This is a genomic window from Oleiagrimonas sp. C23AA (genome assembly GCF_011759385.1).
GTDB lineage: Bacteria > Pseudomonadota > Gammaproteobacteria > Xanthomonadales > Rhodanobacteraceae > Oleiagrimonas.
Genome location: NZ_JAARLY010000007.1, coordinates 115062 through 138898 on the forward strand (window position 1 = coordinate 115062; position 23837 = coordinate 138898).

Consider the following 23837-nt stretch of genomic DNA (forward strand, 5'->3'; position numbering starts at 1 on the left):
CCTGCGATAATGGCGTGATGACTTCCCTTAGCTTTGATATTTCCGCCACCGATGGCGCGGCGCGGCGCGGGCAGCTGAGCTTTCCGCGCGGCACGGTGCAGACGCCGGCGTTCATGCCGGTGGGCACTTACGGCACGGTCAAGGCGATGACGCCGCGCGACATCGATGAGATTGGCGCCGAGATCATCCTTGGCAACACCTTCCACCTGTTTCTGCGTCCGGGACTGGATGTGGTCGGGCAGTTTGGCGGCCTGCACCGGATGATCGGCTGGGATCGGCCGATCCTTACCGACTCGGGTGGTTTTCAGGTGTTCTCGCTGGCGCACAAGCGCAAGATCACCGAGGAGGGCGTGACCTTCGCCTCGCCGGTGGATGGCTCGAAAGTGTTCCTGTCGCCGGAAGAGTCCATGCGCATCCAGACCGCGCTGGACTCGGACATTGCCATGATTTTCGATGAGTGCACGCCGTATCTCATCAAGGGCAAGCCGGCCACCGAGCGTCAGGCGTCCGACTCGATGGAGTTGTCGTTGCGCTGGGCCGAGCGTTCGCGCCGCGCCTTCAACGACCAGGCCAACCCCAACAATCTGTTCGGCATCGTGCAGGGCGGACTGTACGAAAACCTGCGCCAGCGCTCGGCCCGCGGGCTGGTCGATATCGGTTTCGACGGCTACGCCGTGGGCGGCCTGGCCGTCGGCGAACCGGAGGAAGAGCGCAATCACACGCTGGAAGTGACCGTGCCGGAGCTTCCCGCCGACAAGCCGCGCTACCTGATGGGCGTGGGCCGGCCGGAGGATATCGTCGAGGCGGTGCGTCGCGGCATCGACATGTTCGATTGCGTAATGCCCACGCGCAACGCGCGCAACGGCTTCCTGTTTACCGATGGCGGCACGTTACGCATACGCAACGCGAAGTTCGAGAAAGATACGCGCGTTATCGAGGAAGGTTGTGATTGCTACACCTGCCGCTCGGGTTTCTCGCGTGCCTATCTGCGCCACCTGGACAAGTGCAACGAAATTCTTGGTGCGCAGCTGGCCACCATCCACAATCTGCGTCACTACCAGCGCCTGATGGCCGGTTTGCGTGCAGCCATTGCCGCGGGCAAGCTGGAGGACTTTACGGCCCAGTTCTACGCCCGCCGGGCGCGTGGTGTGGATGCCGCTCACTGAGCCGGGGCTGAACCGTTGCGTGAAGATGCTGTCCACACAGGCACCGCGGTGCCATGAGACGGTCGTCATGCAGTGGACGCAGCCTCATGGCATAATCCGAGGCCTTTTACCGGGTGGCGCCTATTTTTCAAGGTGTCGCCGCAACTTGCGAGATTAGTCCATGAACTTTTTCATCTCCGACGCTCACGCTCAGGGAACTGCCACGCACGGTGCGGCCGGTGGCGGCATGTCGTTCATCATCATGATGGTGGTCCTGTTTGGACTGATGTACTTCATGATGATCCGCCCGCAGATGAAGCGTCAGAAAGAACACCGCAACATGCTCTCGGCGCTGGCCAAGGGCGATGAGGTCACCACCAACGGCGGCATGGCCGGTCGCGTGATCGAGCTGGGCGAGTCGTTCATCACCGTGGAAATCGCGCCGAACGTGCAGATCAAGGTGCAGAAGGGCGCCATCTCGCAGGTGCTTCCCAAGGGCACGCTGAAGTCCGCGTAAGAGGGGGCGGCTTCGCCTTGCGGCGAAGCCTGAGGAACAGAGCCGCGCCTTGGCTGGCGCGGTTTCAATGGATGCAAGGCATGAGTGATTTTCCTCGCTGGAAATATGCAGTGGTCGTGGTGGTGCTGTTGTTCGGCATTCTCTACGCGCTGCCCAATGTGTTCCGCCCCTCGCCGGCGGTGCAGGTATCGGCCAATTCCGGCCATCAAGTCGACCAGACGCTTGAGCAGAAGGTCGAGGCCGCGCTGGCCAAGCAGCATCTGAAGGCCAACAAGGTCAGCATCGATGCCAAGGCCGGCACGATGATGGCGCGCTTTTCCGATACCTCCACCCAGCTGGAGGCCTACGACGTGATCAAGGGCGCGCTGGGTGATGACTACAACGTCGCGCTGAACCTGGCCTCGACCGTGCCTTCGTGGCTGCGCTCGATCCACGCCAACGCCATGCCGCTGGGTCTGGATCTGCAAGGCGGCGTGCATTTCCTGATGGAAGTGGACCAGGACGCTGTGCGCCAGCAGCAGGAGCAGCGTTACACCGATGACCTGCGTTCGCTGCTGCACCAGAACAAGATTCGCTACATCTCGCTGGGCCACGCCAACAACGGCGTCGGCGTCGAGGTAGTGCTGCATTCCAGCGCCGACCGCGACAAGGTCGCCAATCTGGTCTACCAGAACTATCCGAACCTGCAGACGGTGAACGGCGTCGGCGGTGACGGCAGCTATGCGCTGACCGCCAAGCTCAAGCAGGACGAAGTGCAGAAGCTGGCGCAGAAGACCATCCAGCAGAACGTGCAGACCCTGCGCAATCGTATCAACCAGCTCGGCGTGTCCGAGCCGCTGATCCAGCAGCAGGGCTCGGACCGTATCGTGGTCGAGCTGCCGGGCGTGCAGGACACCGCCGATGCCAAGCGCATCCTCGGCGCCATCGCCACGCTGGAATACCACAAGGGCTACGCGGCCTGGCCCGATCCGCGCGTCAAGGAAGCGCTTAAAGGGGATGTGCCGCCCGAGGCGCGCCTGTACAAGGACTGCCCGCGTGGACCGTGTCTGGTCTACAAGAAGGTCATTGTCACCGGCGATCAGCTGGTCGACGCCACCTCCGGTTTCGATCAGCAGTCGGGTACGCCGGAAGTGTCGGTGACGCTCAATTCGGCCGGCGCCAAGCGCATGGGCGACTTCACCAACGCCAACGTCGGCAAGCCGATGGCGGTGGTCTACATCGAGAAGATCCCGCAGGTCACCGAGGTCGACGGCAAGAAGGTGCGTACCTTCAAGACCCGCGAGAAGGTGATTTCCTATGCTACCGTGCAGGGCGCCTTCTCCAAGAAGTTCCAGACTACCGGTCTGGACAGTCCGAAGGCTGCATCGCAGCTGGCGCTGCTGCTCAAGTCCGGCTCGCTGGCCGCGCCGGTGACCATCGTCGAAGAGCGTGTGATCGGTCCCAGCCTGGGTAACGACAACATCCACAAGGGTGTGCGGGCGGTGCTGTTGGGTCTGGGCCTGGTGCTGATTGCCGCGCTGATCTACTACAAGCTGTTTGGCCTGGTCGCCGACATCGCGCTGTTCTTCAACCTGGTGCTGCTACTGGCGGTGATGTCGATGATCGGCGTCACGCTGACCATGCCGGGCATTGCCGGTATCGTGCTCACCCTGGGCATGGCCATCGATGCCAACGTGCTGATCTGTGAGCGCGTGCGCGAGGAACTGCGCAACGGCTCCACACCGCATGCCTCGATTCGCGCCGGTTACGAGAAAGCCTGGGCCACCATTCTCGATGCCAACGTCACCCACTTGCTGGCGGCGCTGGGTCTGATGACGGTGGGCTCCGGTCCGATCAAGGGCTTCGGTGTCACGCTGTTCATCGGCATCCTGACCTCGATGTTCACCTCGGTGACGGTGACCCATGCCATCACCGCGGCGATCCATGGTCGTCGCAAGCTCAAGAGCCTCTCGGTTTAAGGAGGCGGGGAAGCTATGGAAATTTTCAAGCACGACGCCAATATCAACTTCCTCGGCATGCGCAAGGTCAGCATCGCGATTGCGGTGTTCCTGATCGTCGCCTCGTTGGGCCTGATCTTCACCAAGGGCCTGAACTACAGCCTGGACTTCACCGGTGGTGTGCTGGTCGAGGTCGATTACGCCAAGCCGGTGAACATCGCCGATGTGCGTGCCGACCTCACCAAGGCCGGTTTCGACAACGCCGTGGTGCAGGGCCTGGGCGGCACGCGCGAGTTCTCGATCCGCATGCAGCCCAAGGATGACCCGGCGGCGCTGAAGGCCAAGACCAACGCCGACCGCGCCGACAAGGTGGCCACCGACGTGCGCGCCGCGCTGTCGGCCAGCCGCCCGGATGTGACCATCAAGCGGCACGACTTCGTCGGCCCGCAGGTGGGCCAGGAGCTGCGCACCGACGGTGTCTACGCGGTGATCTTCGTGATCATCTTCATCATGGCCTATCTGTGGATGCGCTTTGAGAAGCGTTTCGCCGTGGCGGCGGTGCTGACCGAGATCCACGATGCGCTGGTCACCGTGGGCATCCTGGCGCTGACCCACCGCGAGTTCGACCTGACCGTGCTGGCCTCGGTGCTGGCGGTGGTCGGTTACTCGGTGAACGACAAGGTGGTGGTATTCGACCGCGTGCGCGAGTTGTTCCGCCTGGCGCGCAAGGCCGAACCGCAGGAAGTGCTCAACCGCGCCATCAACAACACGCTGTCGCGTACCATCATCACCTCGCTGTTTACCGCCATCACCATGGGCGCTTTGGCCATCCTTGGTGGTCCGGCCGTGCACGGTTTTGCCGTGACCATGCTGATCGGCATTGTGGTCGGTACGCTCTCGTCCATCTTCGTGGCCAGCCCGATTCTGCTGTGGCTGGGCGTCACCAAGAAGGACCTGATGCCGGTCTCGAAGGAAAATCCGGAGTTGGCACGTCGCCCATAAGGGGTCTGCAAATCCGGACGCGACCAAGGGCGGCCCTGAAGGGGGGCCGCCCTTTTTTGTGCTTGTGTACCCATCGCTGCGTGCGATGCGCTCAATGGCAAGGGCGTCGCGGTCGACATGTGACAAATGGCCAACTGGAACATCGTACGCAAGGCTCTACAATACTGAACGAACCCTCAATATGGGTGTCGGTCTGCCGATAACAGACAGGCTAGGGATCGATCGACTCATCAGGACAGGCGCTGCCTTATGCTCGTTATTGTTGGAACCATCGTTGTCATCGCCTGCGTGCTTGGCGGGTACGTGCTCTCGCACGGCCAGATTGCCGCGTTGTGGCAGCCCTACGAGCTTCTGATCATCTTCGGCGGCGCCTTCGGCGCCTTCCTGACCGCCAATTCGGGCGATATCGTCAAGGCCTCGTTTCGCGACATGATCGGTCTGCTGAAGGGCGCCAAGTACAAGAAGCAGGATTTTGTCGACCTGCTTTCGCTGCTGCACGACCTTTTCAACAAGGTGCGCAAGGAAGGCATGATGGGCCTGGAAGAGGACATCGAAAATCCCGATAACTCCAAGCTCTTCAACAACTATCCGCGCCTGATCAAGGAGCATCACCTGATCGAGTTCCTGACCGACTGCCTGCGCCTGATGGTTGGCGGCAACATGGATCCGCACGAGCTGGAAGCATTGCTGGAGGTAGAGCTGGAAACCCACCACCACGAGCAACTGGCGCCCTCGCACGCGGTGATGAAGATGGCCGATGCCCTGCCGGGCTTCGGCATCGTGGCGGCGGTGCTGGGTATCGTGGTGACCATGGCCAGCCTCAGTGGTGGCACGGCCTCCATTGGTGAGCACATCGCCGCGGCCCTGGTGGGTACCTTTCTGGGCATTCTGTTGTGCTATGGCTTCGTCGGCCCCATGGCGACAGCGATGGAAAATCAGGCCAGCGAGGATGGTCGGGCCTTCGAGTGCGTGAAGACGGCACTGCTGGCCAATCTGCGTGGCTACAACCCGAAGGTGGCGGTGGAATTTGCGCGCAAGTCGCTGCCGTCCAAGGTGCGGCCGAGCTTCCAGGATCTGGAAGAGCACCTCAAGGGTTCGAAGTAAGGGTGCGCCGTCGTGGCTGACGAAAAAGCACCTGTCATCATCGTCAAGCGCGTCAAGAAAGGCGGCGGCGGACATCATGGTGGCGCCTGGAAGGTGGCCTATGCCGACTTTGTGACGGCGATGATGGCGTTCTTTCTGGTGATGTGGCTGCTGGGTGTGGGCACCGCCCAGCAGCGCGCCGCCGTGTCCGACTATTTCAAGAATCCGTCCATGACGCAGGGCACGTCGGTATCCAATCCGAGTGGTGCGATGGGTCCGGGCGGTGCCAGCAATTCCATGATTCAACTGGGCGGGGCCATGGATCTTCCCCATGGTCCGGGCCAGGATGTGGCTGGCATGCCGAAAAAGCCTACCGCCAGCGATGCCGAGGCGCGCGCCAAGGCGCTGGAAAAACAGCGCCTGGAGGACCTGATGGCCAAGTTGCATGCAGCCATACAAAAGAGCCAGGCGCTGGAGCCGTTCAAGGATCAGCTGCTGCTGGATATCACGCCAGAAGGCCTGCGCATCCAGATCGTCGACAAGAAGAACCGCCCCATGTTCGACCTGGGCTCGGACAAGCTCAAGTCCTATACCGTGGAGATTCTCCACGAGCTGGCTGGCTTCATCAACGCGGTACCCAACGCAATCTCCATCACCGGTCATACCGACGACGCCAAGTACGGTTCCAACAAGGGCTACAGCAACTGGGAGCTGTCCGCCGATCGTGCCAATGCTGCCCGTCGTGCACTGGTGGCTGGCGGCATGAACGATGACAAGGTGGCGCGCATTGTCGGACTGGCCGCTTCCGTACCTTTCGACAGGAACGACCCGCGGGCCCCGATCAATCGCCGCATTTCCATCCTGGTGATGACCAAGGAAGCGGCCCAGGCGGCGCGGACGCCGGAACAGGCCCTACAGGACAAGGCGCCTGACAAGAGGTTGCCGGCAGATGTGCACGTCAGCCATGCGCGTGCGGACAATGCTGACGAGCAGGCGCCGCTGGGGGTGTCTGCTGCCAACAAGACGGCTCATGTCGCCATTCAGAACGTGCCGCCCGGTAATGCATCCAAGCCGCTCAAGCCGGCGCCCTCACCCGTCGACCACTCTGATCCGGTGGCTGCTGCCAAGGCCGTGCAGCAGGCGCTGGAAAAGGCGAAGGCCGAAGAGACCGCACGCGGCGCCTCGCACTAGGCTTGCCTGGTGTCGGTGCCCGTCGACGCTTGCGCGCAGGGTGCTATCTGCGCAAATGGGCGTCCAGCTCGGCCAGGCGTTGCGGCGTGCCAATGTCCGCCCAATGGCCGGTGAAATGCTGCCCGAACACCGCTCCACGGTGCATGGCTTCGCGCAGGACAGGGGCCAGCGCGAAGCGTGGTGTGGCAGGCTTGGCTGCACCTTGTTGTCGAATCCGTGCATCCAGCAACTGGCGACCGGCGTACACGCCGATTCCGGCGAAAGTGAGCGCGGGAGTATCCGCCTCTCGGTCATCGATATGCCCGTCCGGACGCAGTTGAAAGTCGCCCAGAGGATGGTGTGGCGGGTTATCGACAAGTACCAGATGCGCTTCGCCTGCCGGCTCGCTCGGTAGCGAACCAAGATCCAGGTCGCACCAGATATCGCCATTGATGGCAATGAACGGGTCCGGTCCGAGCAAGGGGAGCGCGCGCAGCATGCCGCCGCCGGTTTCCAGCGGCCGCTCGCCTTCATCGCTGTAGTGGATGTGCAGCCCGTAGCGTGCTCCATCACCCAGCGCGGGTGCAAATTGACTGGCCAGATGCGCGATATTGATGACCACATCGGTTATGCCAGCGGCCGCGAGCCGCTCCAAATGCCACTCGATCAGTCGCTTGCCGCCCACGTTCAATAAAGGCTTGGGCGTGTGTTCGGTCAGCGGCCGCATGCGCTGACCGTAGCCGGCCGCGAAGATCAGTGCCTTCACGGGGTGCGTGGCCGGGTCAGGTCGCGGCCGCGCGTGGCCTCGCGCAGCAATGCGACGAAAGCGCCCAGTGCCTCATGGCGCGAGGCGACATCCAGCACATACGCCAGCACAGTCGGCAGATCGTTCAGGTAGCTCGCCTTGCCGTCGCGGTAATAAAGGCGGCAGAACAGGCCCAGCACCTTGATGTGGCGTTGCAGTCCGGTCAGATCGAACCACCGGGTGAAGCGATCGGGGTTAACTGAGGTGTCGATCAGTTCCGCGGCCAGCAGGCGCTGTCGGTATGATTCCAGCCAGCCAGCCACTCGTTCTTCTGGCCAGACGATGTAGCAGTCGCGCAGCAGCGAGGCGACATCGTAGGTCAGGGGGCCATACAGCGCTCCCTGGAAATCAATGATCGCCGGATTGTTGCATTTGGCCAGTAGGAGGTTGCGGCTGTGGAAGTCCCGGTGCACGAACACTTTCGGCTGGGCCGCAATGGTGTCGAGGATGTGTCGGAAAGCCAGTTCCAGCACATCCCATTGACCGCAGGTGAGCGTCAGGCCCAGGTGATGTTCCAGAAGCCATGTCGGCAATAGCTCCATCTCGGTAGTCAGAAAGGCCTCGTCATAAGGCGGCAGATCGCTGCCAACGACATGGCGCTGCATGCGCAGCAAGGTGTCCAGTGCATCGCCATAGAGCGTATCGGCGCGTGATGCGTCCAATGCGTCCAGGTAGTGCGTGGAGCCCAGGTCCTCGAGCAGCGCGAAGCCCGCCTGGACGTCGCTGGCATACACGTGAGGTGTGTGCAGACCCGCTTCGGCCAGGCGTTGCCCAATGTTCAACCAGGGACGAATGTCCTCGTGTTCGGGCGGTGCGTCCATGATGATGCGTGCGGTCTGGCCATGGCGCGTCCGCCAATAACTGCGGAAACTGGCATCGGCTGAGGCGACCTCCAGCGTGACGTCCGGATCGTGCATAACCTCGCGGGTCCAGGACAGACGCTGTGCGGCGCGGTTTTCGGTCAGGCTCATGCGCGGGGTGGTTGATGGTGAAGCGGGATGACAAGCCTACCTGTCCGTGTTCGCCTCCGGTAGGGTGAGCATCACTGGCGCGCTCGGCCGCGGGTCGATAGCCATGGGAGCGGTACTTGGTGAGGAGCCGCCGGTGGCGCGCCGGGTGTCGTGCTTGTGCGAAAATGATGCATATGAACCTGCTTGCCATCGAAACCTCCACCGAATCGTGCTCGGTGGCCCTGTTGTGCGACGACACCTTGTTCGAGCGCAGTGAAGTGGCGCCGCGTCGACACGCCCAGCTGGCGTTGCCGATGGCCGACGCCGTGCTGGCCGAGGCGGGTGTCGCGCGCGCCGGCATTCACGCCATCGCAGTAGGTGCCGGTCCCGGCGCCTTCACCGGCGTGCGTCTGGGCGTGTCAATGGCGCAGGGGCTGGGTTTTGCGCTGGGTTGTCCGGTGTATGCCGTGTCGTCGTTGCAGGCGTTGGCCATGGAGGCGCCGATGACGCCCGGAGCGTCCATTCTGGCGGTGATCGATGCGCGCATGGGCGAGGTATACACGGCCAGTTATCGTGTCGGTGACGGTGGCGCGCTGCGTGGTGTGGATGAAGAACGCGTTTGCGCGCCGGACGCGTTGGATTTGGCGCCGGCCGATTCCTGGGCGGTGGTTGGCAGTGGCTGGGGCACCTATGCCGACACCATCGGTGCGCAGTTGCCCGCGCCGCCGGCATGGGCAGAACCTGAATGCTTTCCACAGGCTCGTCATGTCGCGCGTCTGGCCATGCCGCGGCTGATGGCGGGCGAGCCGGGCGCGCCCGAGCAGGCGCTGCCGGTGTACCTGCGCAACAAAGTGGCGCTGACCATCGACGAGCAGCGCGCGGCGCGAGCGGCCAGGCAAGGCAAAGGCTGACGCGGTTTTGAATGAGGCAACAAAAGGCCGGGTCCATGCCCGGCCTTTTTATTGATCGGATGGCGTGACGCGCTTACCAATGGCCGATCAGGTACTGCACGGCCAGGCTGCTCAATGCGACCGAGGCCCAAACCCCTAAACCCAGCAGGATGGGGCGCGGGCCGGTCGAAGCCATGCGGCGAAGATCCGACGACAGACCCACACCGGTCAGCGCGACGATGATCAGGAACTCGGCACCGGCGTGGATGGCGCCCTGCCAGGCAGCTGGAATCACGCCGACCGTGCGCAGACCCGAGGCCACCAGGAACCAAAGGATGAACCACGGGAAGATGCGCGACAGCTTGAAATCGCCAGCGCCGCGCTGCTTGTGTTTGGCGGCCTCGAAAATGGCCAGGCCCAGGCATACGGGAATGATCAGCGTGGCCCGCGTCAGCTTGACGATGGTCGCGAAGTCACCAGCGGTCCTGCTGTAGCTGTAGCCGGCGGCGACCACCGAGGAGGTGTCGTTGATGGCGGTGCCGGCCCACATGCCAAAGCCCAAATCCGAAAGGTGCAGCAGGTGGCCCAGGAACGGGAACAGCAGCACCGCCACCACATTGAACAGGAAGATGGTGGAAATGGCATAGGCGGTGTCGTGATCGTCCGGCTTGATGATCGGCACCGTGGCAGCGATGGCCGAGCCGCCACAAATGGCCGTGCCGACACCGATCAGCGTTTTCAGCTTGTCGTGCACCCCTAGCCACCGCCCGAGCAGCGCCGCGGCGACGAAGGCGGTGGTCATGGTGACTGCAGTCACCGACAGCGACTGCAGGCCGGTGCGCGCTACCTGGGTCAGCGAAAGTCCCAGTCCCAGCGCCACGATCGACCACTGCAGTATCTGCTTGGATGCGAAGGTGATGCCCGGCTTCATGTGCTCGCTGGGGTTGAACAGGCTGCGCATGAGGATGCCCAGCACGATGCCGAATACTGGGCCTCCGATCAGTGGCAACCAGTGACCCAGTCCCAGCGCCAACAGGGCCAGGCCGATGGCCAGGGCAAGTCCGGGCAGGCGTGAGCCGAAGCCGGGTTTGGGAATAGAGACAGTGGACATCTTGGCAAGCTCGCATCATCAACTGAGCGACATGCTAGGCAGCCAAGATAAAAAATAAAATTGATTAATATTTAAACTAGTAATAAGTTTTTATGATGATTCAGATCAGCCCACGCCAGCTCCAGGTGTTCGTGCAGATTGCCGCCGCCGGTACGGTGCGTGGCGCCGCCGAGTGGCTGCATCTGACCCAGCCGGCGGTAAGCATGGCGCTGGCCGAGCTGGAACGGCACCTGGAGGCGCCGCTGTTCGATCGCCATCGCGGGCGCCTGCGCCTGAATGCCCGCGGGCAGGAGTTGCTACCCATGGCGCGCGAGCTGCTCGAACGTCTGGATGAATTCGGGCGCCGCGCCGGCTCGCAGGCCGAAACCCTGAGCGGGCAACTGCATCTGGGCGCCAGCAATACGGTGGGCAACTATCGTGTCGGCGAATGGCTGGGTGATTTCGTGCAGCGTCACCCGCAGGTCGGCCTTGAGCTTCAGGTAGGCAACACCGATGCCATGGTGACCGCGTTGCTGGAGCACCGGTTGGATCTGGCCTGTGTGGAGGGACCGGTGCATCACGCTGCATTGGAGGTGCGGCCATGGCGCGAGGACAGCCTGGTGGTCTGCGCCCGCCCCGAGCATCCGCTGGCCTCACGTGCAGGCCTGGAGCCGGCGGACTTCGCCGCCGAGCGCTGGATCCTGCGCGAACGCGGTTCAGCCACGCGGGCCTTGACCGAGCGCGCGCTGGAGCAGTTGCCGGCCGGTACCACGGTGCTGGAGCTGGGCCAGGTAGAAGCGATCAAGCAGGCGGTGATCGCCGGACTGGGGCTGGCGTGCCTGCCCGAGGTGGCGGTGACCGACGCCGTCGCTGCCGGGCGCCTGGTGGTGTTGCCTACGCCGTTTCTGGACCTGCGCCGCCGCTTGTCACTGATCCTGCATCGTCAGCATTATCGCAGCGCCCTGCTTGAGGCCTTTCTGGCCACGATGCCGACGCCCGAGGGCTAAAAGGCTTGATGTGCGAGCCAAGGCCGTGTCCGCTGCGCACTAGCGTCTGGCAGGCGAGCCAAGGCTTCTGGCATGTCCGCGCACGGCATGTGGCGGCGAGATAGCTGGCGCAACATCACGCCGCTGCCGATCAGGGGCGTGCGACAGCGCGTCAGTCCAGCGTGTCGGGGCAGGGCTCGGCCAGTCGTTTCGGTTCGGCCAGACCGTCCAGCAAGGCTTCGACCTGCTCACGGGTATGCGCGCGCATCAGCGAGGAGCGCAGGCTCAGCAGACGTTTGCGGTCCAGTCCGCTGATGCGGTCACGCACGCGCAGCAGCTGGCCTGGGTGCATGCTGAAGTCAGTCAGTCCCAGCGCCATCAGCAGCGCGGTGAACGCCTCGTCGCCAGCAATCTCGCCGCAGAGGCTGACCGGCTTGCCAGCGCGGTGGCTGGCGTGGATCACGTGTCCGATCAGACGCAGCAGCGCCGGTTGCAGCGGGTCATACAGCGTGCCCAGCGCATCGTTGTTGCGGTCAGCGGCCAGCACGTACTGCGCCAGGTCGTTGGTACCGATCGCCAGGAAATCGGCGGCCTCCAGAATGGCGTGCACGGAAATGGCCGCGGCCGGCACCTCGATCATGGCACCCAGCTCCAGCCCATCGACGGTTTCGTGGCCGTCATGGGCCAGTTCGCGTGCGCACAGCTCCATCAGCGTGCGCACCGCCTGCATTTCCTCGGCCTGGGTGATCATCGGCACCAGGATGCGTACCGGGCCGTAGGCGGCCGCGCGCAGGATGGCACGCATCTGCGTGGCGAACACCGCCGGGTAGCGCAGCGACAGTCGTACACCGCGTACGCCCAGTGCGGGGTTGTCCTCGCCACGCAGGCTGAGTCCCGCCGAGTCGGCCTTGTCCGCGCCCAGGTCCAGCGTGCGGATGGTCACCGGCAGGCCACCCATGCCCAGCACCAGGTCACGATAGGCGGCGAACTGTTCGTCTTCGTCGGGTAGTGTCTTGCGCCTCAGGAACAGGAATTCGGTGCGATAAAGCCCGACGCCGCTGGCACCCAGGGCGCGGGCCTGCGCGACATCGGCGGGAAGTTCGGCATTGGCGAACAGGCGGATGTCCACCTCGTCGACGGTGCGCGTGGGGGCGGTGGCCAGCGCCGCCAGCCGCCGTCCCTCGCGCGCCGCTTCCTTCTGCCAGGCGCGATAGCGGGCCAGATCCTGGGCGGTGGGGTGCACCACCACCTCGCCGTTTTCGCCATCAAGCAGGACCAGGTCCTCGTCGCTGATCGAAGACAGCGCTTCGGTAGTGCCCACCAGCATCGGCAGGTTCAGGCTGCGCGCCAGGATGGCGCTGTGCGAATAGGTGCTGCCGGCCACGCCGATGACACCAAGCAGGCCATGGCCGGAATAGTGCGCCATGTCCGCCGGCGCGATGGTGTCGGCGACCAAGATCTGACCCGAGCGGGAGGCGATCTTGCGTTCCTCACGGCTGGTCTGACGGTGCAGCGCGGCCAGCACGCGGGAAATGACCTGATCGACGTCTTCGCGCCGAGAGCGCAGATAGGGGTCGTCCATGGCTTCGAACACCTCGCCCAGGCGGTCACCCTCGGCCTTGAGGGCAGCGCTGGCGCGCAGGTTGCGCTCACGGATCAGCCGGTCCAGGCCGTGTTGCAGCTCCTCATCGTTGAGCAGCAGGGCGTGCGCATCGATGAACTCACCCACTTCACGCGGCAGCGTGTCCTGCAATTTGCCCCGCAACTCGCGAAGCTCGTCGCGAGCCGCTTGCATGGCGCTATGCAGGCGCTCGACTTCCACTTCCACCTCACCGTCGGGCAACGGACGATGGTCGATGGAGATCTGGCTCGGTTGTACCAGTCGGGCGCGGCCCAGAGCCATGCCTCGCGCGGCACTGGTACCTGTCAGTACTCGCCTCATGCAAGCCTCCCTGGCGCGCGCTTGCCGCTCATGCGCCCTCGTCGAACTTGCGTTCGAACAGGTCGACCACCGCCTCCACCGCGGGATCTTCCTGCGGGCCTTCGGCACGCACGGTGAGCGTGGCGCCAACGCCAGCGGCCAGCATCATCACGCCCATGATGCTCTTGGCGTTGACCTCGCGGCCGCTATGGACCAGCCATACGGTGGCGTCGAAGTTCTGAACCAGTTGCACCAGCTTGGCCGAGGCGCGCGCGTGCAGGCCGAGCTGGTTGCTGACGGTGATTTCGGTTTCACGCATGATCGATGAAGATTCCCCCGCGGCCGCCGCTGGCGGCGATCTCGGCGATCTCGTCCAGCGGTTTGTCCGCGTAATTGAACACGCGCAGCAGCATCGGCAGGTTCAACCCGGATACGCAGCGCACATGGTTTCCGCGATCGCCCAGAGACAGACCGATGTTGCAGGGCGTGGCGCCGTAAAGATCGGACAGCACCAGCACGCCACCGCCGGTATCGAGCTCGTGCACATGGTGCTCGGTGGCGGCCACGATCTGCGAGATGTCGGCGTCGGCCGGCACCTCGACGGCAGTCACTTTCAGAGGCAGCTGGGGCATGACGTGCCGGGCAGCGGTGATCAGTGCCTTGCCGACCCCCTCATGCGTCATCAGGATCACTCCGATGGCGTGGGGCACATTGCCGTCGTTGGATTCACAGGCGAGCGTCATGGTCAGTCCAGTTCCCGGTGGAACGAGATTACTTCGTGATGGTGCTCGCGCAATGCGTCGGTCAGGCGCTCGACCAGATACACCGAGCGGTGCCGTCCGCCGGTGCAGCCCACCGACACGGTCAGGTAGCTGCGATCGGCCTTTTCAAAGCGTGGCAGCCAGCTTTCCAGAAAGCGCATGATGTCGTTGAAGTATTCGACCGCTTCGGGCTGGGCGTCCAGGTATTCGCGCACCGGCGCATCCTTGCCCGACAGCGGGCGCAGGGCGCGATCCCAGTGCGGATTGGGCAGGCAGCGCGCATCGAACACGAAATCGGCATCCAGCGGCAGTCCCTTCTTGAAGGCGAACGACTCGAACATCACCGTCATGCCTTCACTGCGCGCGGCAAATTCGGTGGCGATCAGCCGTCGCAGCTGATGCACGTTCAGTTCGCTGGTATCGATGATGTGTTCGGCGATACCGATCAGCGGTCGCAGCAGTTGGCGCTCCTCGGCAATGGCATCGGCCAGCGAGCGCTTGGGCTGCGCCAGCGGGTGACGGCGGCGTGTTTCCGAGTAGCGCTTGATCAGGACCTCGTCACGGCTATCGACGAAGATCAGGTGCGCGGTGACGCCATGGCTTTCCAGCTGCGAAAGCATGCCGGGAATGCGCTCCAGGTCCTCGCTGCGCACGTCGATGCCAACAGCGATGCGGGTGCGCTCGTCGCCGCGGCTAGTATCGACCGTCTCCACCAGCTCCGGCAGCAGCGCCGCCGGCAGGTTGTCGACGCAGTAGAAATCCAGGTCCTCCAGCGCACGCAGGGCAATGGTCTTGCCACCACCGGACATGCCGGTAAGGACGATGACGTGGGTCGGGTTGTCGGTTTGTTCGCTCATGCCGGTGTCATGCTACCAAGGCGGCAGGCGCTGTAGCTGATGCGCCTGGCGATCAATGAAGGTCTGGGCCGGATCAATGCCGGTGGACTTGAGCATGTGGCTGCGCACGGCCGCCTCGGCCAACACGGCCAGGTTGCGACCCGGCGCCACGGGGATGGTGATCAGCGGAATGGGCACGTCCAGCACGTCGCGGTGCCCCGTGTCACCAGTCAGGCGCGTCATGGCATCGGTCTGTTCACCATCGCGCAAGGGTTTGAGATGCACGATCAGGCGCAGGTACTTGGACGGTTTCACGGCGGTGTGGCCGAACATCTCGCGCACGTTGAGCACGCCAAGGCCGCGTACTTCCAGCAGGTCGCGCAGCAGATCCGGGCAAGTGCCGTCGATCACGTCCGGGGCGATCAGGGTGAACTCGGTGGCATCGTCGGCCACCAGGCGATGACCGCGACTGACCAGTTCCAGCGCCAGCTCACTTTTGCCCGAGCCGGACTCGCCGGTGATCAACACGCCGATGGAATACACCTCCAGGAACACGCCGTGCAGGGTCACGCGACGGGCCAGGCTGCGTGCCAGATAGTATTGCAACCACGTCAACAGCTCGTGGCCGCGCTTGGCACTGACCCACAGTGGCGTGTCGGTTTCCTCGGCCGCTTCCCGCAGATCCGCCGGCACGGTCTGATCCTTGGTGATGACCAGCGCCGTGGGTTGATGGGACATGATTTTCTGCACTGTTTCCCAGCGCTGGCGGGAATCGAGCGCGTCCAGATAGCGCAGTTCCTCGGTGCCGATGATCTGCAGCTTGTTCGGGTAGATCACGTTCAGGTAGCCGACCAGCGACGGGCGGCGCGACTGTGTTACACCGGGCTCCAGGACGCGTGTCTCGCCACGCATGCCGGCGACCCAGCGCAAGGCCATGCGCTCCTGTACGTTGTCGAACAGTTGTCGGCTGGTGAGTCGGTCCACGAGGCTCCCTGAACATTCCACGATGGCCTCAGGCCACCTCTCGCCCACCATTGTGCCAGCTTGTCCGGCAGGGTGTCGCGCCAGCAGTCATGAAAAAGCGCGCCCCTGCAAGGCAGGGACGCGCCGGTATGATTGAACGGCAAGCTGAATTGGGCGATCAGCCGAGACGGGCCTCGCGTGCCTCGCTACGGTGATGATCGGTGATCTTTTCCTTGTGCTTGCGCAATTGCGCATCAAGCTTGGCGATCATGGCGTCGATGGATGCGTACATGTCCGCTCCCGCCGCTTCGGCATGAAGGGTGGAGCCGGCGACGGCCATGGTGCCTTCCGCGCAGTGCTTGAGCTTGTCCACCGACAGCACCACGGTGAGCGAGGTGATGTTGTCAAAGTGTCGCGTGAGGCGATCGAGCTTGGATTGCACGTGATCGCGCAATGCCGGGGTGACGTCGATCTGGTGGCCGCTGACTTGTAGTTGCATGGTCGCCTCCTTCTGTGGGTCATGGGCTGCCGGCGATGGCAGCTCACCATGAGGGACGCATGATGGAAAGTGGTGGTGCGTCCCTCTTGTAGGAACGGACGCCGGCGGCGGGAAGTTAGTTCCCGGCTTCAGGCTGCTTACGCGCCGCGCTGGCGTTCGCTGGAACTCGGAATTCTCAAGACCTCCCGGTACTTGGCTACGGTACGCCGTGCCACACGGATGCCGCGGCTGTTCAGTTCCTCGGCCAGTGCCTGGTCCGACAGCGGACGACGCGGGTTCTCTTCACCGACGAGCTTACGCAGCATGGCCTGAATGGCGGTTGCCGAGGCACTGCCGCCATCTTCCGTGGCCACGCCGGAGGAGAAGAAGTATTTGAATTCGAAGATGCCGCGCGGAGTATGCAGGTACTTGCGGGTGGTCACGCGCGAGATGGTCGATTCGTGCATGTCCACCTCTTCGGCCACTTCGCGCAGCACCATCGGTCGCATCGCCTCCGGGCCGTAGTCGAGAAAGGCGCTTTGTCGGCGCACGATGACCTCGGCCACCTTGAGCAGCGTTTCGGCACGCGAGCGCAGGCTCTTGAGCAGCCAGCGCGCTTCCTGCAACTGACCGCGAAGGTAGCTGGCGTCCTCGCGTCGAGCATGCGAGATCAGGTTGCAGTAATGCTGGTTCAAACCCAGCCTTGGCTGGCAGTCCGGGCTCAGACTGACACGCCACTGGTGACCATCGCGGCGTGCGTAGGCATCGGGCGCAATGTATTCGACCGGTGTCGGGTCCAGCGCATAGCCGGGCCGCGGGTCCAGGGCGCGGATCAGCGCAGCCGCCGCGACCACGTCCTCGGGGGCGGCATCCAGGCGCTTGGCCAGCTTGTCGATATCGTTGCGTGCCAACAGCGCCAGCTCGTGTTCGACGATGCGCTGGGCCAGTTCGCGCAGCGCCGGTTCGGCGTCCCCCAACTGCGTCAGTTGTGCCAACAGGCAGTCACGCAGGTCCAAACTGGCCACGCCGGGCGGGTCGAACTGCTGGATACGCTGGCGTACCTGCTCTATCTGGTCGCAGGAAATGTTCAGCGAGGCGGGCAGGGCCTCGATGACCGGCTCCAGGCCGTCGCGCAGGTAGCCATCGTCATCGAGTGCATCGATGATGGCCACGGCGATCAACTGCTCGCGCTCATCGAATGCCGACAGGTTCATTTGCCAGGTGAGGTGGTCACGCAGGCCCTCCGGCGCGGCTCGCTGCGGTTCGAAGCCGTCCTCGCCATCGCCGTAGCTGGTGCCGCCGGAGGGCAGGTCGAAATCGCCACCCACGCCATGGTCGGATGGCTCCCAGTCGGGTGCCGACTCCTGACTGGGGGCCTGCTCGCTGGCTGCGGGCGCGGCATACTCGACCGATTCGGGTTCATGCGTCTCGGCGTTGCCGTCACGTTCGCCCTGGTCGTTGCTCTGGCTATCGCCGGCCTGCTCGGCTTCGTCGGAAAATTCGAGCAAGGGGTTGGACTCGACCAGTTCGCGCAATTCCGTTTCCAGCTCCAACTGCGAGAGCTGGAGCAGACGGATGGCCTGCTGCAACTGCGGCGTCAGCGACAGTTGCTGGTTGATCTTGAGTTGCAGTCCGGGCTTCATGCGTTGCTCGATCTTACTCCGGCAAACGAAGCGGCGCGCCGTTGGCAAAGCCGCGGGCACCGTGCCTTGCCGGACCGCCCGGGACGGCGGTCGGACACACCGTCTGGTGCGTACGACTGACTCCCGTCTGTGTCCATGCAAACCCCTTGCCGCCCCGATGAATGCAGGCTCATCCTACCCCCGCAGCCGGTGCTCCCGCCAGCACTGGGCGCCGATAGTTCATGCCGGCTTCGTGCGCCGGGGCACGACTCTGGCCGTTGACGTCAGGGGCCGGGTGCGCGAGGTGCGCTTACAGACGGAATTCGCGACCCAGGTAGACCTCGCGCACTTTCTCGTCGGCCAGGATGTGCGCCGGTGTGCCGCGCGAGAGCACCTGGCCTTCGCTCAGGATGTAGGCGCGATCACAAATGCCCAGGGTTTCGCGCACGTTGTGGTCGGTAATCAGCACCCCGATGCCGCGCTCTTTCAGGTGCAGCACGATGCGCTGGATTTCGCCCACCGAGATGGGATCGACGCCGGCGAAGGGTTCATCCAGCAGCATGTAGCGCGGCCGCGCGGCCAGCGCGCGGGCAATCTCGACGCGACGGCGCTCGCCGCCGGACAGGCTGACGCCTTTCTGGTCGGCGATATGGGCAATCTTCAGCTCATCGAGCAGGCTTTCCTGTTCGGCGCGGCGATCCTTGCCGCTCATGCCCTGGCGCATTTCCAGCACCGCCATGATGTTGTCGGCCACCGTCAGGCGGCGGAACACCGACGGCTCCTGCGGCAGATAGCCCACACCCAGGCGGGCGCGGGCGTGCATGGGCAGGCCGGTGATCTCCTGCTCGTCCAGCTTGATGGCGCCGGCGTCGGCGGCGATCAGGCCCACCACCATGTAGAAGCAGGTGGTTTTGCCGGCGCCGTTGGGGCCGAGCAGGCCGACCACTTCGCCTTCCTTGATCGAGAAGGCGAAGTCTTTCACCACCTGGCGTGAACGGAAACGCTTTTGCAGACCCTGGGCAGACAGCATCGGCTTACTGTGCTCCACCGGCGCTGGCGGCGCTGGCTGGCTTGGCGTCCTGCTTGGCGTCGGATTTGGATTTGGCCGACGTGCTGGCAGCCGGGTGCTTGGGCTGGAAGACCAGGTGCACACGGTTGTCGCCCCGGCTTTCGCCGCTCATGCCCGAGGTCTTGGTGTTGTAGACCAGCCGATCGCCGGAAGCCTTGCCGCGGCCTTTCTGGTCGACATGGGCGTTGCCGGTCAGCACGGCGATGCCGGTGCTGACGTTGTAGTCGATCTTGGTCGCGTGCGCGGTCATCAGGTTGCCGTTGTCATCTTCCTGCTGAAGATGCGCCGGACTGCCGGTGACGATGGCGTGGTCGACGCTGGTATCGGCGCCCAGGTGAATGTCGGCCTTGTCGCCGGTGACTTTGAGCGTGCCCTGTGTGATCACCACGTTGGTGAACAGGTGCGTGGTGGTATTGGGCTGGTTCTTGCCATCGAAGCGGTTGGCATTGACGTTGACCGGCTGGTTGCGGTCACCCTGCTTGGCCATGGCGCCGGCTGGAGCCAGCGCCAGCAGCGCGGCCAGCAGCATCAGGCCGGCGGCGGGCAGCCGGTCAGTGTTTGCTCGGCGGATAGAAGCCGTGAACGTCATGTAGCAGCTCCAGGTGCTGGGAATCGAGGTTGGCGCGAAGGCCGGTGCCGGAAAGTGTAGCCGCTCCCTGCTTCATCAGGGCGTGGGCGTCGGTGGCGACCCTGTTCTGCTTGGGCCAGGCGGTGACATCGGAGGTCTGGATGTCGCCAAACGGCGTGCTGCCGAAGGGCTTGCGGTGCATGTGCACCTTGCCCTGCAGCTTGAGCACATTGCCGTCGGCGCTGACCCAGCCATAGTCGGACTGGCCGGTCCAGGGCTCGCCGGGGGCATTGTGCGCGGGCGGCAGATAAAAGTGCGGTGCGTTCAGATACAGCGAGTCGTCGCCTTCGCGGCGCTGCAGGTATGGCGCCTTGAGCCGGAAGCTGGGCGTGCCGTCGTCGGCGTAAGCCCACAGGGTGAAATCGCGCAGCGTGTAGCCCGAACGTGGCGGTCCCACAAAGGTGTCGGGCTTGGCCGCAGGCTGGATCCACCACACGCCGGCCCACACCGCCAGCGCGGCCAGGGCCAGCAGGACAATGGTGCCCGGCATGCGCCTGGGCATTACAGCCATAGTTCGCGCTCCGCGGCGAGCTTGCCCTGTGCTTCCAGGATCAGGTCGCTGACCTCGCGCGCCGCGCCCTCGCCGCCGCGCAGGCGGGTCTGGTGATGGGTGTGCTCGAGCAGCCACGGGTGCGCATTGGCCACCGCGATGGCCAGCCCCGCCGCCCGCATCGGCGCCAGGTCGGGCAGGTCGTCGCCGACGAACGCGGCCTGGGCCGGCTCAAGGTGCAGCGCGTCGATCAGGTCGAGCAGGCAGGCGCGCTTGTCATGCTGGCCCTGGTAGACGTGGTTGATGCCCAACTCGTCGGCGCGCACGGCCACCGGGTGCGACACCCTTGCGGTGATCAGCGCCACCTCGATCCCATTGGCCATCAAGCGCTTCAGTCCCAGGCCGTCATGCACATGGAACTGCTTGACCTCATTGCCGTCGGCGCCCAGCCACAGGCGGCCGTCGGTCAGGGTGCCGTCGACATCGAACGCCACCAGGCGGATACGGGCGGCACGTTGGGCAAGCTCGGTGTTCAGGGACATGGCGGCGTTCTTGGAGGGAAAGGCAGGGAGGGTCAAGCGTTCAAGCGTAGTGCATGCACACGCGGGCTGTCAGTGCACCGCGGGGCGTTAGCCATCACACCACGCGGGCGCGCAGCAGATCATGAATATTCAACGCGCCGACCACGCGCTCGTTCTCATCAGTGACCAGCAGCGCGTGGATCTGATGCTTTTCCATCAGTTGCGCCGCCTCGATGGCCAGGCGGTCGGCGCTGATGGTTTTCGGCCCGCGCGTCATCAGCGAGGCGACCGAGGCGTTGCGCAGGTCGACATCGTCGTCATCCAGCGCGCGACGCAGGTCGCCGTCGGTGAACACGCCGAGCAGGCGCAGGCGGTCGTCGACCACTGCCGTCATGCCCAGGCGCTTGCGTGTCATCTCCATCAGCGCTTCGGTCAGGCTGGCCTCGGGGCCGACCCGCGGAATGCCTTCGCCCGAATGCATGATGTCGGCAATATGCAGCAGCAGGCGCCGGCCCAGGCTGCCGGCCGGGTGCGAGCGGGCAAAATCTTCGGAGGTGAACCCACGCGCTTCCAGCAGTGCCACCGCCAGCGCGTCGCCCATCACCAGCGCCGCGGTGGTGCTGGCCGTGGGCGCCAGACCCAGCGGGCAGGCCTCGGCCGGCACGCTGGCATCCAGGTGCACATCGGCCTGCTGTGCCAGCGAGGACTGGGCGTTGCCGGTCATGGCAATCAGCGGAATGCCCTGGCGCTTGAGCACCGGCAGGATGAACAGGATCTCGTCTGTCTCGCCGGAGTTGGACAGCGCCAGCACGATGTCCTGCGGCGTGATCATGCCCAGATCGCCGTGACTGGCCTCGCCAGGGTGTACAAAGAAGCTGGGTGTGCCGGTGGAGGCGAAGGTGGCCGCGACCTTGCGTGCGATGTGCCCGGATTTGCCCATGCCGATGACCACCACGCGCCCGGGGCAGTCCAGGATGTGCCGGCAGGCGCGGCTGAAGTTGCCGTCGATGCGTGGTTCCAGCGAGCGGATCGCCGCCGCCTCGGTGGCGATCACCGTACGTGCGCTGCGCGCTAGTGAATCGGCATCGGCGGCCGAGGGCGGAAGCAGGGACGAGGTTTCGGCAGTCATGGCGCCTCGGGCGTCGTTCGGCGGAATGCGGTGATTTACAGGCCGGAAAGGTTGAGGAAACGGCGGCACGCGCGGATTGTCGTTCCGGTGCCGCAGGATTTCCATTACCATTCCATATTCGCATTTTACTGTCATAAAGTGGCTGCGGCATCCGTGGTCCGCTTCGGCGTCGCCGGCCAGCGCCCGGCGCTGATGCGCTTTATGCAAAGGCAAAGAAGGTTTTATGGACGCAGCACGCATCAAAGCCCTGATCGAAAACGGCCTGCCCGAGGCTCGCGTTGACGTGCGCGGTGACGACGGCGTGCATTTCGAGGCGGAGGTGGTCAGCCCCGCATTTGCCGGCAAGTTGCCGCTGGCCCGTCACCGCATGGTCTATGCCACGCTGGGTGACCTGATGGGTGGCGAGATCCACGCGCTGAGCCTGACCACGCAGACACCGCAAGAGCACGGTGGCTGACTTCTACCAGCCATGTAAGCGCGCCCGCGCGGGTATGCCGCTGCGATGCGCGACACCACTGGGCCGCAGGCCGGGCGTTGTCCCGATCGCCCCATCGATAAAAGATTGACCGAGGTTTGAAATGGCCAAGATCGTGATTTCCGGCGGCGAGCCGATGCAGGGCGAGATCTGGATTTCCGGCGCCAAGAACGCCGTGCTGCCGATCATGACGGCGTGTCTGCTGGCCGACGAGCCGGTGACCATCGGCAACGTGCCGCACTTGCACGATGTCACCACCACCATGGAGCTGTTGGGCCAGATGGGTGTGCAGCTGGTGGTCGACGATCGCATGAAGATCCATGTCGATCCGCGTCCGGCCGACCGTTATTTCGCGCCTTATGACCTGGTCAAGACCATGCGCGCCTCGATCCTGGTGCTGGGGCCGCTGGTGGCGCGTTTTGGCAAGGCCGAAGTGTCGCTGCCCGGTGGCTGCCAGATCGGTTCGCGCCCGGTCGATCAGCACATTCGCGGCCTGCAGGCGCTGGGCGCCGACGTGGTCGTTGAAAATGGCTACATCAAGGCCAGTGCCAAGCGCCTCAAGGGCGCACGCGTGGTCATGGACATGGTCACCGTGACCGGCACCGAGAACGTGATGATGGCGGCCACGCTGGCCGAGGGCACCACCGTCATCGAAAATGCCGCGCAGGAGCCGGAAGTGGTCGATCTGGCCAACTGCCTGAACGCGATGGGCGCGCAGATCGAGGGCGCTGGCACCGCGACCATGACCATCCATGGCGTCGAGCGTCTGCACGGCTGTCATTACGATGTGCTGCCCGACCGCATCGAAACCGGCACCTTCCTGATCGCCGCGGCCATCACCGGCGGCAAGGTGCGCACCAAGAACGTGCGCCCGAATACGCTCGATGCTGTGCTGGCCAAGCTCGATGAAACCGGCGCGCACCTGTCCATGGGCGATGACTGGATCGAGCTGGACATGCAGGGTCGGCGGCCGAAATCGGTCAATGTGACCACCTCGCCGTATCCGGCGTTTCCAACCGACATGCAGGCCCAGTTCACCGCGCTCAACTGCGTGGCCGAGGGCGTGGGTGTGATTACCGAAACGGTGTTCGAGAACCGCTTCATGCACGTGCACGAGTTGCAGCGCCTGGGTGCCGATATCCGCCTGGAAGGCAACACCGCCATCATCAAGGGTGTCGAGCAGATGAGCGGCGCACCGATCATGGCGACCGACCTGCGTGCCTCGGCCTGTCTGGTACTGGCCGGCCTGGTGGCGCAGGGCGACACCACCGTCGATCGGGTCTATCACATCGATCGCGGCTACGAGAACATCGAGGAAAAGCTCGGCTACCTGGGCGCACGCATCCGCCGCCTGCCCAACTGAGTCAGG

Annotated in this window: 25 protein-coding genes; 10 read left to right on the forward strand and 15 right to left on the reverse strand. The window is 64.3% G+C overall.

From position 1 onward, the window contains the following. Positions 1 to 17: 17 nt before the first annotated feature. The 6 genes from tgt to motB all read left to right on the forward strand — a co-directional run bounded on the left by tgt (position 18) and on the right by motB (position 6875). Complete coding sequence (gene tgt, locus HBF24_RS12565) at positions 18 to 1166, forward strand: tRNA guanosine(34) transglycosylase Tgt (RefSeq protein WP_167173709.1); 1149 nt, start codon at positions 18 to 20, stop codon at positions 1164 to 1166. A 160-nt stretch (positions 1167 to 1326) separates the two neighbouring features. Beyond that, on the forward strand, positions 1327 to 1662 hold the full coding sequence (gene yajC, locus HBF24_RS12570) for a preprotein translocase subunit YajC (RefSeq protein WP_167173417.1): 336 nt from the start codon (positions 1327 to 1329) through the stop codon (positions 1660 to 1662). Positions 1663 to 1742: 80 nt separating this feature from the next. Continuing rightward, positions 1743 to 3620, forward strand: coding sequence for a protein translocase subunit SecD (secD, locus tag HBF24_RS12575; RefSeq protein WP_167173419.1), 1878 nt, complete (start codon positions 1743 to 1745; stop codon positions 3618 to 3620). A gap of 15 nt (positions 3621 to 3635) precedes the next feature. Beyond that, on the forward strand, positions 3636 to 4601 hold the full coding sequence (gene secF, locus HBF24_RS12580) for a protein translocase subunit SecF (protein WP_167173421.1): 966 nt from the start codon (positions 3636 to 3638) through the stop codon (positions 4599 to 4601). 249 nt (positions 4602 to 4850) lie between these two features. Then, complete coding sequence (gene motA / locus HBF24_RS12585) at positions 4851 to 5705, forward strand: flagellar motor stator protein MotA (protein ID WP_167173422.1); 855 nt, start codon at positions 4851 to 4853, stop codon at positions 5703 to 5705. A gap of 12 nt (positions 5706 to 5717) precedes the next feature. Beyond that, positions 5718 to 6875 carry a flagellar motor protein MotB gene (gene motB, locus HBF24_RS12590; RefSeq protein ID WP_167173424.1) on the forward strand — a complete coding sequence of 386 codons (1158 nt, stop codon included), beginning with the start codon at positions 5718 to 5720 and terminating at the stop codon, positions 6873 to 6875. 43 nt (positions 6876 to 6918) lie between these two features. Here the strand turns inward: motB and murU are convergent, their stop codons facing one another. Both murU and HBF24_RS12600 read right to left on the reverse strand, forming a co-directional pair. Further along, positions 6919 to 7620 (reverse strand): N-acetylmuramate alpha-1-phosphate uridylyltransferase MurU, encoded by a 702-nt coding sequence (murU, locus tag HBF24_RS12595; protein ID WP_167173426.1) that lies wholly within the window; start codon positions 7618 to 7620, stop codon positions 6919 to 6921. Next, positions 7617 to 8630: a phosphotransferase gene (locus HBF24_RS12600; RefSeq protein ID WP_167173428.1), complete on the reverse strand. Its 1014-nt coding sequence runs from the start codon at positions 8628 to 8630 to the stop codon at positions 7617 to 7619. Before HBF24_RS12600 ends, murU begins: the two co-directional genes overlap by 4 nt. 173 nt (positions 8631 to 8803) lie before the next feature. On the opposite strand from HBF24_RS12600, the gene tsaB reads away from it, so the two are divergent. Further along, on the forward strand, positions 8804 to 9520 hold the full coding sequence (tsaB, locus tag HBF24_RS12605; RefSeq protein ID WP_167173430.1) for a tRNA (adenosine(37)-N6)-threonylcarbamoyltransferase complex dimerization subunit type 1 TsaB: 717 nt from the start codon (positions 8804 to 8806) through the stop codon (positions 9518 to 9520). 73 nt (positions 9521 to 9593) lie between these two features. Here tsaB and HBF24_RS12610 read toward each other — a convergent pair whose 3' ends face one another. Beyond that, the gene (locus HBF24_RS12610; protein WP_167173432.1) at positions 9594 to 10610 is read right to left on the reverse strand and encodes a YeiH family protein; all 1017 of its coding nucleotides are present in this window, start codon (positions 10608 to 10610) and stop codon (positions 9594 to 9596) included. A gap of 95 nt (positions 10611 to 10705) precedes the next feature. Between HBF24_RS12610 and HBF24_RS12615 the strand changes: the two genes are divergently transcribed. Next, entirely contained in the window at positions 10706 to 11596 is an 891-nt protein-coding gene (locus tag HBF24_RS12615) for a LysR family transcriptional regulator (protein ID WP_167173710.1), read from the forward strand. 151 nt (positions 11597 to 11747) lie between these two features. On the opposite strand, the gene ptsP is transcribed toward HBF24_RS12615, so the two are convergent. The 12 genes from ptsP to HBF24_RS12675 all read right to left on the reverse strand — a co-directional run bounded on the left by ptsP (position 11748) and on the right by HBF24_RS12675 (position 21993). Beyond that, a complete protein-coding gene (gene ptsP, locus HBF24_RS12620) occupies positions 11748 to 13517 on the reverse strand; it encodes a phosphoenolpyruvate--protein phosphotransferase (RefSeq protein WP_167173434.1) in 1770 nt (589 codons plus the stop codon). 28 nt (positions 13518 to 13545) lie between these two features. Then, positions 13546 to 13815, reverse strand: coding sequence for an HPr family phosphocarrier protein (locus HBF24_RS12625; protein ID WP_167173436.1), 270 nt, complete (start codon positions 13813 to 13815; stop codon positions 13546 to 13548). After that, positions 13808 to 14239 carry a PTS fructose IIA subunit family protein gene (locus HBF24_RS12630; RefSeq protein ID WP_167173437.1) on the reverse strand — a complete coding sequence of 144 codons (432 nt, stop codon included), beginning with the start codon at positions 14237 to 14239 and terminating at the stop codon, positions 13808 to 13810. Before HBF24_RS12630 ends, HBF24_RS12625 begins: the two co-directional genes overlap by 8 nt. Positions 14240 to 14241: 2 nt before the next feature. Then, the gene (rapZ, locus tag HBF24_RS12635; RefSeq protein ID WP_167173439.1) at positions 14242 to 15114 is read right to left on the reverse strand and encodes an RNase adapter RapZ; all 873 of its coding nucleotides are present in this window, start codon (positions 15112 to 15114) and stop codon (positions 14242 to 14244) included. Between the two features lie 12 nt (positions 15115 to 15126). Continuing rightward, positions 15127 to 16077: an HPr(Ser) kinase/phosphatase gene (hprK, locus tag HBF24_RS12640; protein ID WP_167173441.1), complete on the reverse strand. Its 951-nt coding sequence runs from the start codon at positions 16075 to 16077 to the stop codon at positions 15127 to 15129. A gap of 157 nt (positions 16078 to 16234) precedes the next feature. After that, positions 16235 to 16555 carry a ribosome-associated translation inhibitor RaiA gene (gene raiA, locus HBF24_RS12645; protein ID WP_167173443.1) on the reverse strand — a complete coding sequence of 107 codons (321 nt, stop codon included), beginning with the start codon at positions 16553 to 16555 and terminating at the stop codon, positions 16235 to 16237. Positions 16556 to 16692: 137 nt separating this feature from the next. Then, positions 16693 to 18177 carry an RNA polymerase factor sigma-54 gene (locus HBF24_RS12650; RefSeq protein ID WP_167173445.1) on the reverse strand — a complete coding sequence of 495 codons (1485 nt, stop codon included), beginning with the start codon at positions 18175 to 18177 and terminating at the stop codon, positions 16693 to 16695. A 289-nt stretch (positions 18178 to 18466) separates the two neighbouring features. Beyond that, positions 18467 to 19186 carry an LPS export ABC transporter ATP-binding protein gene (lptB, locus tag HBF24_RS12655; RefSeq protein ID WP_167173447.1) on the reverse strand — a complete coding sequence of 240 codons (720 nt, stop codon included), beginning with the start codon at positions 19184 to 19186 and terminating at the stop codon, positions 18467 to 18469. 4 nt (positions 19187 to 19190) lie between these two features. After that, positions 19191 to 19814: a lipopolysaccharide transport periplasmic protein LptA gene (lptA, locus tag HBF24_RS12660; protein ID WP_167173449.1), complete on the reverse strand. Its 624-nt coding sequence runs from the start codon at positions 19812 to 19814 to the stop codon at positions 19191 to 19193. Next, on the reverse strand, positions 19777 to 20364 hold the full coding sequence (gene lptC, locus HBF24_RS12665; protein ID WP_167173451.1) for an LPS export ABC transporter periplasmic protein LptC: 588 nt from the start codon (positions 20362 to 20364) through the stop codon (positions 19777 to 19779). Before lptC ends, lptA begins: the two co-directional genes overlap by 38 nt. Beyond that, positions 20355 to 20885 (reverse strand): HAD family hydrolase, encoded by a 531-nt coding sequence (locus HBF24_RS12670; RefSeq protein WP_167173453.1) that lies wholly within the window; start codon positions 20883 to 20885, stop codon positions 20355 to 20357. Before HBF24_RS12670 ends, lptC begins: the two co-directional genes overlap by 10 nt. Positions 20886 to 20979: 94 nt before the next feature. After that, positions 20980 to 21993 carry a KpsF/GutQ family sugar-phosphate isomerase gene (locus HBF24_RS12675; protein ID WP_167173455.1) on the reverse strand — a complete coding sequence of 338 codons (1014 nt, stop codon included), beginning with the start codon at positions 21991 to 21993 and terminating at the stop codon, positions 20980 to 20982. A 223-nt stretch (positions 21994 to 22216) separates the two neighbouring features. Between HBF24_RS12675 and HBF24_RS12680 the strand changes: the two genes are divergently transcribed. Together HBF24_RS12680 and murA are read left to right on the forward strand one after the other, a co-directional pair. Then, positions 22217 to 22450: a BolA/IbaG family iron-sulfur metabolism protein gene (locus HBF24_RS12680; RefSeq protein ID WP_167173457.1), complete on the forward strand. Its 234-nt coding sequence runs from the start codon at positions 22217 to 22219 to the stop codon at positions 22448 to 22450. Between the two features lie 121 nt (positions 22451 to 22571). After that, positions 22572 to 23831 (forward strand): UDP-N-acetylglucosamine 1-carboxyvinyltransferase, encoded by a 1260-nt coding sequence (gene murA, locus HBF24_RS12685; protein ID WP_167173459.1) that lies wholly within the window; start codon positions 22572 to 22574, stop codon positions 23829 to 23831. Positions 23832 to 23837 lie beyond the last annotated feature (6 nt).

Bases quoted from the DNA above. Each gene is read 5' to 3' on its own strand.
- tgt (WP_167173709.1), top strand. From the start codon at position 18: ATGACTTCCCTTAGCTTTGATATTTCCGCCACCGATGGCGCGGCGCGG.
- yajC (WP_167173417.1), top strand. From the start codon at position 1,327: ATGAACTTTTTCATCTCCGACGCTCACGCTCAGGGAACTGCCACGCAC.
- secD (WP_167173419.1), top strand. From the start codon at position 1,743: ATGAGTGATTTTCCTCGCTGGAAATATGCAGTGGTCGTGGTGGTGCTG.
- secF (WP_167173421.1), top strand. From the start codon at position 3,636: ATGGAAATTTTCAAGCACGACGCCAATATCAACTTCCTCGGCATGCGC.
- motA (WP_167173422.1), top strand. From the start codon at position 4,851: ATGCTCGTTATTGTTGGAACCATCGTTGTCATCGCCTGCGTGCTTGGC.
- HBF24_RS12600 (WP_167173428.1), bottom strand. From the start codon at position 8,630: ATGAGCCTGACCGAAAACCGCGCCGCACAGCGTCTGTCCTGGACCCGC.
- tsaB (WP_167173430.1), top strand. From the start codon at position 8,804: ATGAACCTGCTTGCCATCGAAACCTCCACCGAATCGTGCTCGGTGGCC.
- HBF24_RS12610 (WP_167173432.1), bottom strand. From the start codon at position 10,610: ATGTCCACTGTCTCTATTCCCAAACCCGGCTTCGGCTCACGCCTGCCC.
- HBF24_RS12615 (WP_167173710.1), top strand. From the start codon at position 10,706: ATGATTCAGATCAGCCCACGCCAGCTCCAGGTGTTCGTGCAGATTGCC.
- ptsP (WP_167173434.1), bottom strand. From the start codon at position 13,517: ATGAGGCGAGTACTGACAGGTACCAGTGCCGCGCGAGGCATGGCTCTG.
- HBF24_RS12625 (WP_167173436.1), bottom strand. From the start codon at position 13,815: ATGCGTGAAACCGAAATCACCGTCAGCAACCAGCTCGGCCTGCACGCG.
- HBF24_RS12630 (WP_167173437.1), bottom strand. From the start codon at position 14,239: ATGACGCTCGCCTGTGAATCCAACGACGGCAATGTGCCCCACGCCATC.
- rapZ (WP_167173439.1), bottom strand. From the start codon at position 15,114: ATGAGCGAACAAACCGACAACCCGACCCACGTCATCGTCCTTACCGGC.
- raiA (WP_167173443.1), bottom strand. From the start codon at position 16,555: ATGCAACTACAAGTCAGCGGCCACCAGATCGACGTCACCCCGGCATTG.
- HBF24_RS12650 (WP_167173445.1), bottom strand. From the start codon at position 18,177: ATGAAGCCCGGACTGCAACTCAAGATCAACCAGCAACTGTCGCTGACG.
- lptB (WP_167173447.1), bottom strand. From the start codon at position 19,186: ATGCTGTCTGCCCAGGGTCTGCAAAAGCGTTTCCGTTCACGCCAGGTG.
- lptA (WP_167173449.1), bottom strand. From the start codon at position 19,814: ATGACGTTCACGGCTTCTATCCGCCGAGCAAACACTGACCGGCTGCCC.
- lptC (WP_167173451.1), bottom strand. From the start codon at position 20,364: ATGGCTGTAATGCCCAGGCGCATGCCGGGCACCATTGTCCTGCTGGCC.
- HBF24_RS12670 (WP_167173453.1), bottom strand. From the start codon at position 20,885: ATGTCCCTGAACACCGAGCTTGCCCAACGTGCCGCCCGTATCCGCCTG.
- HBF24_RS12675 (WP_167173455.1), bottom strand. From the start codon at position 21,993: ATGACTGCCGAAACCTCGTCCCTGCTTCCGCCCTCGGCCGCCGATGCC.
- HBF24_RS12680 (WP_167173457.1), top strand. From the start codon at position 22,217: ATGGACGCAGCACGCATCAAAGCCCTGATCGAAAACGGCCTGCCCGAG.
- murA (WP_167173459.1), top strand. From the start codon at position 22,572: ATGGCCAAGATCGTGATTTCCGGCGGCGAGCCGATGCAGGGCGAGATC.